The following is a 14,254-nucleotide window of genomic DNA, read 5'->3' as shown; positions in this document are numbered from 1 at the left end:
GTTTTTTTCACATATCAGGTTTGTCATATTCAGGAAAGCGCTGATGCCAATATCGCCGATATAAATTTCTCCAACTATCAATCACTAATTGTTGATCTGCAAAACGTAATATAACAGCGCCATCTCGATCGCTTCTCATTAATTTGCTACCTAAGTGGCGATAACGTTGTGTAACCGCGTTGTTTGGATGGCCGTAGCGATTTAGATAGCCAACTGTGAAAACTGTCACCACAGGATTTACGCTCTTAACAAATGCATCGGTCGATGACGTCATGCTGCCATGATGCGGCGCAATCAATGCCGTTGCTGCCAAATTATCGGGGCTTCTTGCAAGAATAGCCTGTTCGTCTATGCTTTCAATATCAGCTGGCAGCAGCACACTGCCATGTGCAGTGGTAATTTTTAATACACAATTATTTTTATTATTTCTACCTTTTAACGTTAGATAATCCTTTTTTAATGGATGCAACACTTCAAATTGCACGCCATCCCACTGCCAAGTTTGGGGAACATGGCACAACAAGTTGCTGGAGGCGGATTGCCGGATCGGATGATCAGGATCTAGCGACGAATATACCTTTTCTACAGGTATTCCTGCCAATACCGACAACGCCCCGCCGCTGTGATCTGAATCAGCATGAGATACCATTAAAACATCCAATCGCCGTATCCCTTCGCTGTACAAAAAAGGCACAATAATACGTCGGCCGCTATCAGTTTCTCCCAGTTTCGGGCCAGTATCGAACAGTAAAGCATGTTGTTCGGTACGCGCAACAACTGCCAATCCCTGTCCAACATCTAAGACTGTGAGCCATAATTCGCCTGCTTTGGGTTTCGGCAATTGCACCAAGAACATAGGTAACATGGCCAAGAAGCCTAACCAACGGGCAGGAAATCCTCTTAACCATCCCAAACCGCCAATGCCGCCTGGCAACAGTATCCAAAGAACCCCGATAAAACCAGTTACTATCGTCCAAAACGGAGGGGAGTGTTGCAACCATACCGCCTGCGGGAATTCACTGAGAAAATTGAGAAAACTCATCACAACAACTAATGCGCTATGAGCCACATGCAACAGAAACTCGAATGGCAAGATAATAGCAACTAACGTGAGCGGGACAACTGCCAAGCTGATTAACGGTATGGCAATCGCATTCGCAATGGGCGACACCAGCGATATTTGCTGAAACAGTGCTAAAAGGACTGGTATCAGACCGAGTGTAATCGCCCACTGTATCCGTAACCACCCTTGCAACCAATGAAATTTTCCGAGTCGTCCGACTGTTACCAGCATAATTATGGCAACTGCACCGAATGATAACCAAAACCCAGGAGAAATAGTCGCCCATGGATCCAGTAATACAACCCAAAATAACGCCCACGCCAGAATCCCGCTTGCAGAATTTTGCCGTCCCCTCCAGATAGCGATGGCTATCACTGTCAACATACAAAATGCACGCTGTGCCGGAATTGCGAAACCAGATATCAGCGCATACCCGAAAGCGGCGATCAACCCCGCTAGAACCGCTGCTCGCCTAGCGGGAATTCTCAGCGTCAGGTAAGAATTCCAGCGCCATAACCAATAAACCAATCCAAAAATCAAACTGGAAACCATTGTGATATGTAAACCAGAAATAGCCATTAAGTGACTCGTACCAGTTCGTATCAACACTTGCCATTGTTCACGTGGAATCCGATACTGGTCGCCTGTCGCCAATGTGCTCAAGATTCCCGCATAGGGTCGGTCAGCCAGATAATGGATCTGATTCTGCTGAATAGTCTCACGGACTTTTTCTATCAAATAGCGTGGCTTGAAAACCAGCTTGTCCAGACGGTGGTTCTCATCGGATTTTCGAACATACCCCATGGCTCTGATGTTTCGTTCCAATGCCCATACCTCGTAATCAAAACCATGTGGATTAGCATTACCATGGGGTCGCTTAAGCCGCACGGTCAATTGCCACCTTTCACCGGCCTGAGGCACTGGATGTTCTGCTTGTCGATTAGCTTGTAAAGATTCCTTATACCAAGTCAGCGCCACGCGTTGAGGCACGACTGCCTCTTCTGTAATAATTTTTTCAATATCAAGATAAAAGCGCGTACCTAACTCGTTCGGGCTGGGAACACTGGCGATTACACCAATTACTTGGATATCACGCCGTTCCCAGCTTTCCGGCAAATGGTCGGATAAGCGCCAGTGAGCAACTGTGGCTGCCCAGAAAAAACCGGCTATTCCGATGAGAATCCAGATCAAGGCTCTTACAACTGCAATTCCAATCTTAGACTGTGAACGCCAGAGCAATGCAAGTAACAATAGTACCGGTAACAGCCACCCAGCTTTATCGGCGGCAGGCAAATCAGCTTGTTGCTGTAACAGAGAAGTGCCAACTACAAATGCAAGAATATTTAATTGCCAAAACAACTTGTCACCTCTTCCCTGTTTGAATCAGAATCAAACACCGATTACAAATGCGAGCCGCTTGGTTTCTGGTAATCTATTGATAAAGTTCTCTCAAAGAAAAAAATATCGACACTTAGTAATTAAAGCCTCAGGTTATTTCAGTTTTCTTAGCGGCACTTGACGAATCAAGGTAAATTCTTATTTTCTTGCAAAGTGACTTAGCGTAATATCTTCTCATCTCCAGCTATCATGCTTTTATCACAACGAAGGAGTTGCAATGGCAAACATTACGGACATTCTTGGCAATGAAAGTGACACGCTCCTGAATCATATTTGTCACACTATCTCTAAAAATGACTTGGAGCTGCCTGGTGCGGATTTCGTCGACCGGGTGATGAGCTTGAGCAACCGGAAACCCGGCGTATTGCGTAATCTTCAGGCACTTTATAATCACGGCAGGCTGGCGGGCACCGGTTACTTATCCTTGCTACCCGTCGATCAAGGTGTAGAACATTCGGCTGGCGCTTCCTTCGCGCCCAATCCGATGTTTTTTGACCCTAAGAATATTGCCGAACTCGCTATCGAGGGCGGTTGCAATGGTGTTGCATCGACACTGGGTGTATTAGGAATCATAGCGCGCCGATACGCGCATAAAATTCCAATGATCCTGAAAATCAATCATAACGAATTGCTCACTTATCCGAATAAATTCGACCAAACACTTTTCGCCAGCATCGACCAAGCTTTTGATATGGGGGCTTGCGCTGTTGGCGCTACGGTCTTTTTCGGATCCGATGAATCACGGCGCCAGATACTAGAGGTTTCGGAAGCATTTGAGCATGCGCACAACTTAGGAATGGTCACGATTTTATGGGCTTATACCCGTAATTCCGCATTTAAAACCGCCGATAAAGATTTTCATGTCAGCGCTGATTTGACAGGACAAGCAAATCACTTGGCTGTCACCATCGGCGCCGATATCGTTAAGCAAAAAATGGCAACTAACAACGGCGGTTATACCGCGCTCAAATTCGGAAAAACCCACCCGAAAGTCTACACCGATCTTACGACGGAGCACCCCATTGATCTTGTCCGTTACCAAGTTGCCAATTGCTTCATGGGCAGAATCGGCATGATCAATTCCGGCGGTGAGTCGGGAAGCGACGATTTACATCAGGCTATCAGAACAGCGGTAATAAATAAACGCGCTGGCGGCATGGGATTGATTTCCGGACGAAAAGCGTTTCAGAAACCGTTTGCTGAAGGTGTCAAGCTGCTCCATGCCATCCAGGACGTATATCTTTCCGATGAGGTAACTATCGCTTGAAGTCTCCACATCGGGATTCAGGGTGATTGATATCATTCGATTCTTAGAATAAAGAAAGAAATTATTTTTCTGCTGCTTTTATCGCTTCCAAATTAGCCCGGGCTTCTTCGTTACCCTGGGCTGCTGCTTTTTCAAACCATTCAATGGCTTTATTGATATTTCGCTCTACACCTTCCCCGATAAAATACATGGCTCCCAAATTATTTTGAGCATCGACATGCCCTTGTTCGGCAGCTTTACGAAATAATTCTACTGCTTGTTCAAGATCTTGTGAAACACCTTCCCCATTCACATACATCAATCCCAGATTGAATTGAGCGTCGGCATAACCTTGCTCGGCGGCACGGTAAAACCATCCTGCAGCAAGCTCAGGATCATTATTCAAAATCTGACCGCTCGCAGTTTTCGATACCGCTTCTCCGGTGTAATACATAACACCTAAATTATTCTGCGCAACCGGATCCCCGGCTTTTGCATTTTCCGTAAGCGCTTTGAATTTTTCTTCAGCCACGCTGACATCATCAATACCATGCGGCATGATTTGTTGCTTTAATTCTGATTTTTCTTCTTCCGATAATCCTTCGCTCATGAATGAAGGAATTTCACCAAGCTTGGTAATTTCACTGAGCGGCATCGAAGTCTCACTAGCATCCTGCTTATCACTCTTCTGTGATTCGCCACAGCCTGCAATTAATGTAGTTACTGCCACCAACCCTATTACAAACGAAAATCTCATGGGTATTCTTTCCTTTATAATTTCAGACAAATTTTGTGTCACTTATCTATTCCCGTAATCCAATTGATCTTAAGAATTAATTAAATTAATTATCTTGCGCCTGCTTTTTTCAATAGTTCCGATATCTCCCGATGCCCATATCGACTGGCGAGTGACAATGCCGTTACACCGTTGTTAGCTTTAAGATTCAAATCCGCTTTCGCCGCCACGAGTGCATAAGTAGCACCTAGATTGCCATGTTGTGCCGCCATCATTAACGCCGTAGCTCCGTTTTCCAGTTGATAATTGACATTCGCGTTAGCGTTAACCAAAGTTTGTATTGTTTGTTTGTGTCCTTCTTGCGCTGCTAGCAACAACGCCGTCATGCCATCATCTCTTCTGGCATTAACATCAACCTTTGCTGCCAGCAGTAAATCGATCACCTTTCTCCGGTCTTTCTCTGCAGCCAACATTAAAGCCGTACTGCCATCATCCGATACGGCATGTGCGTCAGCCCCTGCGGCTAACAATAGTTGCAAAATTTGTTCACGGCCATCTCTCGCTGCTTGCAGTAAAGCCGTATAGCTATTCTCGTTTTGCTGCTCGATATCCACTTCCCGTTGCAGAATATACTCAACAATTTCAGCATTCCCTCTCTTAACAGCAATCTGAAGTGTTTGATTTAGTTTATCTTTATCAACACTTTGAGATTCTAATATTGTTTTTACACGAGAGAAATTAGATTTATCGACCGCATTAATCAATTCAGTTTCCTGATTTTGCGACCAAGCACTCTCTGTAGCAAAGAGAATCATAGCGACCAAACAACGCAGCAATTTGTAACTCAGCGACCTCAACATACCAATACCCTTTTAGCTCTTTGAAACAATATACGACATATGTCCAATACCATCGATTAATCGGTACAATTTAATCACCAGGTTTGATGGCTTGGAATCTTTGGATAAGTCGCAGGATTATACAATCTTAGCAACATTTACGTCTTGTGATTCACCTATCAATGCCAACATCTCTGATTCCAACATTAAATGCTCTATGATATCCTTGCGGCTTAGTGGCGGGCTTACTTTGCTGATATGGCCTTTGGCTGGTAAGCTGCCTTAGCGATCTCCTTGAATATCATCGTCTAAAGTTTGTTATCTGTTGTTGATACGCTGTTAATTTTTCAAAAGTGCGAATTTATGATCGCTGATCATTACGATGTCGTTATTATTGGCGGTGGTCCGGTAGGTATGGCTTTGTCGCTGGCTCTTCGGCAAACAAATATTTCAAGTATCCTGCTCGAAGCGCGCAATATTCCTCAGAAAGATGATGATCCAAGACCGCTGGCATTATCGTATGGAACTCAACTGATACTGGATAAACTTGGAGTATGGCGCAACCTTACTCAAATCACACCGATTAAAACGATTCATATCTCCAATCGCGGCGTTTTTGGCGAAACAATATTAACGTCTGACGACGCCGATGTACCTGCACTTGGTTTTGTCGTGAATTTTCATGATCTCTTTTGTGCGATGCATCAGCTTTTATTAGAAAATAATTCTGTTTATCTCACCGGAGCAACCGTTAATCAGCTTGAAACAACTAAAAACCAAGGTAAAGTTTTTTTTACCCATCAAAATGCAGAACAAACCATCAATGCAAAACTTATTGTTATCGCTGATGGCGGTCATTTGGCTAAGCAAATTCCAGAGCTCACATACACAATTCATGATTACCATCAATGGGCTGTCGTAGCGAATATCCAAGCCGCCCAAAAGCAAACGGGCATTGCTTATGAACGCTTCACATCGGATGGTCCTGTCGCAATGCTTCCCAATGGGGAAAATTTCGCGTTAGTTTGGACCGTTTCCCCGCAAGCCGTTAAAGAGATTATGGCGCTGGATGACCCTACTTTTCTGATTCGCCTACATCAACATTTTGGTGACAGACTCGGAAAATTAATTCATGCAGGAAAACGCTCAGCTTTCCCGTTAACTCTTAAATACGCTTCCACTACAACTGCGCAAAGAGTTGCATTGATCGGAAATGCGGCACAAACCTTGCACCCCGTCGCTGGGCAAGGATTTAACCTTGGTTTGCGCGATGCTTATGAATTGGCAAGAGAGATCATTAGTGCTCCGGGCCGGTCGCAAGACATCGGCTCGGCTGGAATGCTCAGTAAATTTCGTCAGAATCGAATAATCGATAGCAGCGGCGGCCGCATTTTCACAGATTCCCTAATAAAGATTTTCTCAAATAATAACAAATTGTTACAGCAAGCATGCGGATTAGGACTCAGCACCCTGGATTGCATTCCTTCGCTCAAGCATTTCGTGGCGCGTCGAATGATATTCGGGTTGCGTGGTTAATTTGATGTCAAAGCTCCTTATTACCGTCTTAGCGTTAGTGAGAAGGAAAGCAGAAGCAAACTACAGCCATCAACAAATCAAATTATTTTCATAGAAATCTTATTACTGATCATAACATTACAATCATTCGCACTTATATTTCGTTATGCAAATTGGTCCTCATTTATTGAAAAACAAGCTGATTGTTGCTCCGATGGCTGGTGTAACTGATCGCCCTTTCAGGCAGCTATGCAAAAAAATGGGGGCTGGTATGGCTGTATCGGAGATGGTATCCAGCAACTCTTTACTCTGGGGCTCGGTAAAAACTCAACGACGTGCGAATCACGATGGCGAAGTTTCGCCCATTTCTGTCCAGATTGCGGGTGCTGATCCACAGATGTTGGCGACCGCAGCCCGATATAATGTAGACAATGGCGCGCAAATTATTGATATTAATATGGGTTGTCCCGCCAAAAAGATCTGTAATGTAATGGCTGGATCGGCGCTGTTGCAAGACGAGAAATTAGTCGGGCGTATTCTTGATTCTGTTGTGAATGCTGTTGACGTGCCGGTAACACTTAAAATACGCACCGGTTGGGACAAACAGCATAAAAATGCATTATCCGTTGCACGCATTGCAGAAAGTTCCGGCGTGCAAGCGCTGGCAATTCATGGTCGAACTCGCGCATGCGCATATACCGGCACTGCCGAGTACGACACCATCGCAGCGGTTAAAGCAGTCATCAGCATCCCGGTTATCGCGAATGGTGATATAACCACTCCCGAAAAAGCCCAAGAAATACTGGCGTATACCAAGGCTGACGCAATTATGATTGGACGTGCTGCACAGGGCAGGCCTTGGATTTTCCGTGAAATTGACCACTTCCTCTCCACCGGGCAAAAGCTTCCGGCACCCGAAGTAGCCGAAATACACCAAGTGCTGATTAAGCACTTATATGATCTTTATGAATTCTACGGTGAGTATTCGGGAGTTCGCATCGCCCGGAAACATATCTCGTGGTATACCAAAGGATTGATGGGTTCTGCAAACTTCCGTCAATCGATGAACCAATTGCAATCGAGTAACCAACAAATTTCGGAAACCAACGCATTTTTCTCGAAATTAGCTGAGATCGGACACAGATTGAGATACATCAGAGAGGGGGAGTGATCAGTTTATGAATGCAATCAAAGAAAACGAAATTGCATCCTGTATACGTAAAGCCATTGGTAGTTATCTCAAAGATTTAGATGGTGAGAAACCTGGGCATCTCTATAACATGGTCATTCACAGTGTTGAAAAACCATTAATTGAAATCGCGATGCAACATACAGAGGGAAACCAAACACGAGCAGCCGAATTACTAGGAATCAATCGTAATACGCTACGTCAGAAAATGAAACAATATCAAATTAAATGACAATAAAATATGCACTTATCAGCGTCTCAGACAAGACTGGACTGATTTCGCTTGCGCAACAACTAATTAAGTATGAGATTACGCTGCTATCAACCGGCGGCACTGCAAAATTGTTGCTAGAAGCCGGATTACCCGTGGTTGAAGTCGGTCAATATACTGATTTTCCGGAAATGCTGGATGGTAGAGTCAAAACCTTGCATCCAAAGATTCATGCCGGGATTTTAGCGCGGAATGATGTTCCGGAGCATCAGGAGACACTTACAGCAAGATCAATTCCGAATATTGATCTGGTTGTTGTTAATCTTTATCCCTTCAAGCAGGCAATTTCAAATCCCGATTGCACCCTGGAAGAAGCTATCGAAAATATCGATATTGGCGGCCCTACCATGGTCCGTGCTGCGGCTAAAAATTATCAAAAAGTAACCATTGTAACTGATCCTCAAGACTATCCTTTATTATGCCAGGAACTGGAAATCAACCGCGGATCAACCAGTCTGACGACGCGTTTTATGTTTGCAAAAAAAGCGTTTACACACACGGCGTCATACGATAGCGCTATCAGTAATTTTCTAACTGCTTTGGATGATAACTATCACCGCAAAGATTTTCCTGATTCTCTGAATTTAAACTTCAAGATCGCTCAACATTTACGTTATGGTGAAAACCCTCATCAGAAGGCAGCTTTTTACCGAGACGAAACTACAACCCCGGGCAGTCTGGCGAATTACTGTCAATTGCAGGGGAAAGAATTATCCTATAACAATATCGCTGATACCGATGCGGCGTTGGAATGCGTCAAGACTTTTGATAAACCCGCGTGTGTGATTGTGAAACACGCCAATCCTTGCGGGATAGCGATTGCTGAGACTGTATTGCGTGCTTATCAGCTCGCTTTTGCCACTGACCCGGTATCCGCCTTTGGGGGTATTATTGCATTTAACAGAATGATCGATGTCGCCACCGCTGAAACCATTCTGAAACAATTTGTCGAGGTTGTCATCGCGCCAGAGATATCGCCGGAAGCACAACAAATCTTTACGCAAAAAAACAATATCCGATTACTGATAGTGCCGCTCCATGCCGGACATCATAATTACGATTTGAAGAAGGTGGGTGGCGGCTTACTGGTTCAAACACCGGACATCCACAACATCATCGCTTCCGACCTTCGCGTCGTTACGCAAGTAAAACCCTCACAACAGCAATTGGATGATTTATTATTTGCTTGGCGCGCTGCAAAGTTCGTTAAATCAAACGCTATTGTTTTCTGCCGCGATGGTCAAACCGTCGGCATCGGCGCCGGCCAAATGAGCCGTGTCGATAGCGCTCGCATCGCAGCAATCAAAGCGCAACAGGCTCAGCTCTCGCTTTCGGGATCAGTCGTTGCATCGGATGCATTTTTTCCATTTCGCGATGGACTCGATGTTGTGATTGATTCTGGCGCCACAGCAATCATTCAACCGGGCGGCAGTATCCGCGACGATGAAGTTATCGCCGCTGCCGATGAACACGGCGTCGCAATGGTATTCACCGGCATCCGGCATTTCAGACATTAAGTGATATTAAATCCATGAAATTATTAGTGATTGGCAGTGGCGGCAGAGAACATGCGTTAGCATGGAAACTCAGCTTATCGCCGCGAGTACATAAAGTCTATGTTGCTCCGGGAAATGCCGGTACCGGATTGGAACAAGCGATCGAGAATCTCCCGATAACTTCTTTTCCTGAGTTAATTGAATTTGCAAAAAAGGAACAAATCGCGTTAACAATCGTGGGACCAGAGATTCCGCTGGCTGCCGGAATCGTCGATGAATTTCAAGCTGCCGGCTTAAAAATTTTTGGCCCGACACAAAAAGCCGCACAGCTTGAAACATCGAAAACTTTCGCAAAAAACTTCATGATGCGGCATCACATTCCAACGGCTGCTTACTGTTGTTTTAACCAACCGGATCTAGCGCATGCCTACATCGATCAGCATGGCGCGCCTTTAGTTATTAAAGCAGACGGTTTGGCGGCAGGAAAAGGCGTGATCATTGCCAGAACCGCTGATCAAGCCCATGCTGCGGTGAATACGCTACTCGTTGAGAATCATCTAGGTGCCGCCGGTAACGAGATTATTATTGAGGAATACATTGAAGGAACAGAAGTCAGCTTTATTGTCGTCACCGACGGTATCCACATTCTACCCTTAGCAACCAGCCAGGATCATAAACGTCTCTTGGATGAAAACCTTGGACCCAATACGGGTGGCATGGGTGCCTACTCACCAACGCCGTTTGTACCTCCCAGCTTGCACGCCCAAATCATGCGCAATATTATTGATCCGGTGATCAGTGGCATGAAGAAGGAAGGAATCACCTACACCGGCTTTCTATATGCAGGCTTAATGATTACACCTGAGAATCAGGCTAAAGTATTGGAATTTAATTGCCGCCTCGGTGATCCTGAGACTCAGCCGATACTGCTGCGTTTAAGAAGTGATTTGCTAACGCTCATTGAGCACGCAGTTAACGGCACTTTGGATACTGCGGATATCGAGTGGGATCGCCGAACGGCGCTTGGCGTAGTCATGGCAGCAGCAGGTTACCCTGAAAACCCAAGAAAGAATGATGTCATTAGTGGTTTGAAAGAATTAATTACCGCACAAGAACATACCGACGATTTTCATATTTTTCAGGCCGGTACAGCTTTTGGAGGACAAGGCGGCGATGAATTTGTTACAGCTGGCGGCCGCGTACTATGTGTAACGTCGTTAGGCGAAAATATTAAACTCGCTCAGCAATCCGCCTATAAGCTCATTGAAAAAATTCATTTTGACGGCTGTCAAATCCGCCAGGATATCGGCAACCAAGGGATTAGTTTTCAACGGAAAAACAATTAGATAAAGCAGCGCTAAATATAATTAAACAGTGACAAACCGGATACCTTAACATAGGATTGTTGCGCCGCTTCCAAATAAAGTTGCTGTCTATTCAGATCCGAGATTGATTTCGCAAAGTCCACATCCTGCAGGCTTGAAAGTAATTGTTGAAATTGAATATTCTGATCATCGCCAACACTTTCAAGTGTTTCGATTTCTTGCAATCTGGCGCCAATTGACGCTTGCTTCGCGAGAACATGTTCCAAACTATTGTTAACATTTTGTAGTACCGATTTCAGACTATTCGCCAGCCGTGTTCCCCCAGGTTGACCGCTCGCTGGCGTTTCAAGCGCTGTAATCAAATCGCTCACGGTATTAAAAATACTGTGATTCTGGCTTGGCGAAACAGTAAATTTATCGCCATTGGCTGGATCACCCTTGATACTCAATTGCATGCCAGCAAAACTAATGGCGCTGTTGCTCGTGTAAGGATTTCCGGTTGAAACTGTTGCTGGGGAAGTGGTATTCACAATATCGTAAGTAGTCACGCCAGCAGACACATTAAAAGTTATCTCGTAACTATCGCCGGTAAGGCTTGCTGGAGTTATCACCGAACCCACATCGATAACGCCAGTGCCGGTATTTAAAGAATCGGCAGCCGTTGAGAAAACACCGTTACCATTCTTGATACGTTCAAAAATATCCGTCCCTGAATCACTTACAGCAAGCTGACGTGCAGGACCGACTTGATTCATTCGTTGTCCTTGGTCTCCAGCATAAGCAACAGCGAGCCCGGTCTGTACAAAGGGCTTGGTATGCGCCTGATATCCCGAGAATAGATACTGCCCCTTCTCATCAGTGGTATTTGCCAGACCAACAAGAGATTCCAAATGACTGCGTAATTCCGTCGCCAGGATTTTCCGTTCATTATCGGTTAGCGATGAATTTCCACCATATACTGCTGCGCTGTGCAGATCTTGAAGCACCGTCGTTACTTTTCTCAAAACGTTTTCTTCTAACGCCAGCGACGAATTGGCACTGGTCCGGTTCACGGAATATTGTTCATTAAGCGATGCTGATTGCGCAATATTTAATACTTGAGCTGCAGAGATTGGGTCATCGGAGGGTGTAAGAATTCTTCTACCAGTGGAAAGCTGTTGTTGTGTTTTCATCAGCTTCTCCTGCTGCTGCAGCATCATATTGGTGCCACTTTCGTACATTGTATTCGTACTGATACGCATCGCCTTTCCTTCCCATCAATCGAAATTAACCAAATCGAAGAATCGAATCAAACAAAGTCTTACTTAATTCAATGACCTTGCTCGAGGCTTGATAAACCTGTTGGAATCGTAGCAAATTTGCTGCCTCTTCATCCAAATTAACACCTGAAACCGATTGGATAGAATTCTGTGTTTGTGTCAATAAATTGGCTTGCGCTTTACTCGTAACTTCTAATTCTCGAGTTTTATTTCCAATCTCGCTGACCAGTTGCCCATAGGCAGATTGGTAAGTCGCAGTACCATTCTGAATGGTATTAGTGGATTGCAATGCCCCCAGTTGCAGGATATTGCGATTATCTGAAACGCCGCTGTTATTGGGTGTTATTGTAAAAACATCCCCCGCCGCTGGGCTCCCGCTAATTTGGAAGGTAAAGCCATTAAAACTGATGTCAGTGCCAGAAGAATATGCTTGACCAGTCACCGGCAATCCAGTACCAATACCTGCTACATTAAAGGTACTCGGTGGAGTTCCAAATGTTATGGTGAGCGGTTGTTGTAGATTAGTGTCAAGAGGTAAGGGATTGACAGATCCAGCGCTAATTTTTCCGGTGCCAGTATTGGTTAAAGCTGCGCTGGTGCGATTTGGAGCAGCTGCCGCAATTTTAGTGGTATCGGTAATATTGACACCAATATCTTTAGCACCATTGACGGTCGGTTGTATACGGAATCTTTCATTCGCCAGCATCGTAGCAGCGGATACCGAAATTCCATCGAGGGTTATAGGAAACACATTCGTCGGTGTTGTCGAGGTGTTATCGGATAATCTGGTCAATGTGTAATTCGTACCATCAAAAGAAAACTGATAATCGCTTGTTGTTAAAGCACTATAGTCGGTGATTTGTGAAGTAATATTCGAAGCGATGTTATTGATTGATGCAGAAATTACTTTAGGAGTCGGCAAATTAAAAAATGCACCGCCCATGTCACCATTCAGATCCATGCCTAACTGATGCTGCGCATTAAATGTTTGCGCCAAGTTGATTGCGATTCTTCCCAGTGCATTATGGGCTTTATCGAGTGAGTCATTACGAAACGCTAAGAGTCCACCCAAAGTCCCGCCAGAAATCTGTTTCTCCGGTAGCTGTATTACACTTGAACCATTCATCAACCCTATTGTTAATTTCTCGGGAACATCAGGTGATTTCATCGCTTGAAGCGTTAGTGTTTGCGCACCCACAACCAGTGCTTGTCCTGATCCGACATAAACATTCACAGTACCGTCACTTTGGCGAACTGTATCGGTATTAATTATTTTATTTAACTGATTAATAAGATCATCACGCTGATCCAGCATATCATTAGCTGGATGGCCGCCTGCAGCACCTTCCGCCCAAATTATTTGCTGATTAATCTGGGAAATTTGTTCAGCCAAAGAGTTAATCTCTGTAACCGCACTGGTTATCTGTGTATTAACGCCATCTTTAATCTGCGTAATACGCTGATCCATGCTGTGAAAACGCGAAACAAGCGCCTCTGCATTACTTAACATCGATTGCCTTGAAGGTATCACCGATGAATTTGTAGCAACGTCCTGTATGGCAGTAAAAAAGTTTTGCAGCGTTGGGGAAAGTCCGGATGTAGTTTCAGCAAACATATTATCCAGTTGTTTTATCTCATTATAATTGCTATCCAGCGCTTGACTCTGCGTTTGTATTTGCAATGACTGACCAACCAGAAATTGATTATAAATGCGATGAACAGTCGCTGCAGCGACACCACGCCCAACAAACCCCGCGCCAGTGGATTGCGAGGTATTCGTGGTTAGTATCACTTTCTGACGATTAAAACCGGGCGTATTTGCATTACTAATATTATGACTTGTCGTCAACAATTGATTTTGTGACGTTAATAACCCCGAATATCCAACATCAAGAATACTGTTTCCCATAATTTATA

Annotated in this window: 11 protein-coding genes; 6 read left to right on the top strand and 5 right to left on the bottom strand. The window is 44.7% G+C overall.

Annotated elements, in window-relative coordinates; genetic code table 11:
• Nucleotides 1-7 precede the first annotated feature (7 nt).
• A complete protein-coding gene (locus ACV7NC_RS02055; RefSeq protein ID WP_458153783.1) occupies nucleotides 8-2,422 on the bottom strand; it encodes a DNA internalization-related competence protein ComEC/Rec2 in 2,415 nt (804 codons plus the stop codon).
• A gap of 256 nt (nucleotides 2,423-2,678) precedes the next feature.
• Here ACV7NC_RS02055 and ACV7NC_RS02050 point away from each other — a divergent pair, with 256 nt between their 5' ends.
• Nucleotides 2,679-3,728 (top strand): class I fructose-bisphosphate aldolase, encoded by a 1,050-nt coding sequence (locus ACV7NC_RS02050; protein WP_458153782.1) that lies wholly within the window; start codon nucleotides 2,679-2,681, stop codon nucleotides 3,726-3,728.
• 61 nt (nucleotides 3,729-3,789) lie between these two features.
• On the opposite strand, the gene ACV7NC_RS02045 is transcribed toward ACV7NC_RS02050, so the two are convergent.
• Both ACV7NC_RS02045 and ACV7NC_RS02040 read right to left on the bottom strand, forming a co-directional pair.
• Nucleotides 3,790-4,506, bottom strand: coding sequence for a tetratricopeptide repeat protein (locus tag ACV7NC_RS02045; protein WP_458153781.1), 717 nt, complete (start codon nucleotides 4,504-4,506; stop codon nucleotides 3,790-3,792).
• 47 nt (nucleotides 4,507-4,553) lie between these two features.
• Nucleotides 4,554-5,303, bottom strand: coding sequence for an ankyrin repeat domain-containing protein (locus tag ACV7NC_RS02040; protein WP_458153780.1), 750 nt, complete (start codon nucleotides 5,301-5,303; stop codon nucleotides 4,554-4,556).
• Nucleotides 5,304-5,645: 342 nt separating this feature from the next.
• On the opposite strand from ACV7NC_RS02040, the gene ACV7NC_RS02035 reads away from it, so the two are divergent.
• The 5 genes from ACV7NC_RS02035 (at nucleotide 5,646) to purD (ending at nucleotide 11,099) form a co-directional block, all read left to right on the top strand.
• A complete protein-coding gene (locus tag ACV7NC_RS02035) occupies nucleotides 5,646-6,818 on the top strand; it encodes an FAD-dependent monooxygenase (protein WP_458153779.1) in 1,173 nt (390 codons plus the stop codon).
• A gap of 145 nt (nucleotides 6,819-6,963) precedes the next feature.
• Complete coding sequence (gene dusB / locus ACV7NC_RS02030; RefSeq protein ID WP_458153778.1) at nucleotides 6,964-7,968, top strand: tRNA dihydrouridine synthase DusB; 1,005 nt, start codon at nucleotides 6,964-6,966, stop codon at nucleotides 7,966-7,968.
• Between the two features lie 7 nt (nucleotides 7,969-7,975).
• Complete coding sequence (locus tag ACV7NC_RS02025; protein ID WP_458153777.1) at nucleotides 7,976-8,218, top strand: helix-turn-helix domain-containing protein; 243 nt, start codon at nucleotides 7,976-7,978, stop codon at nucleotides 8,216-8,218.
• A complete protein-coding gene (purH, locus tag ACV7NC_RS02020; RefSeq protein ID WP_458153776.1) occupies nucleotides 8,215-9,774 on the top strand; it encodes a bifunctional phosphoribosylaminoimidazolecarboxamide formyltransferase/IMP cyclohydrolase in 1,560 nt (519 codons plus the stop codon). Before ACV7NC_RS02025 ends, purH begins: the two co-directional genes overlap by 4 nt.
• Nucleotides 9,775-9,788: 14 nt before the next feature.
• A complete protein-coding gene (purD, locus tag ACV7NC_RS02015) occupies nucleotides 9,789-11,099 on the top strand; it encodes a phosphoribosylamine--glycine ligase (RefSeq protein WP_458153775.1) in 1,311 nt (436 codons plus the stop codon).
• A gap of 11 nt (nucleotides 11,100-11,110) precedes the next feature.
• On the opposite strand, the gene flgL is transcribed toward purD, so the two are convergent.
• Nucleotides 11,111-12,319: a flagellar hook-associated protein FlgL gene (gene flgL, locus ACV7NC_RS02010; protein ID WP_458153774.1), complete on the bottom strand. Its 1,209-nt coding sequence runs from the start codon at nucleotides 12,317-12,319 to the stop codon at nucleotides 11,111-11,113.
• A gap of 25 nt (nucleotides 12,320-12,344) precedes the next feature.
• Complete coding sequence (gene flgK, locus ACV7NC_RS02005) at nucleotides 12,345-14,246, bottom strand: flagellar hook-associated protein FlgK (protein ID WP_458153773.1); 1,902 nt, start codon at nucleotides 14,244-14,246, stop codon at nucleotides 12,345-12,347.
• Between the last annotated feature and the right edge of the window lie 8 nt (nucleotides 14,247-14,254).

The sequence above is a fragment of the Nitrosomonas limosa genome, from assembly GCF_054188085.1.
The sequence above is the reverse complement of the archived record's forward strand: the minus strand, read 5'-3'. Positions and strand labels throughout refer to the sequence as shown.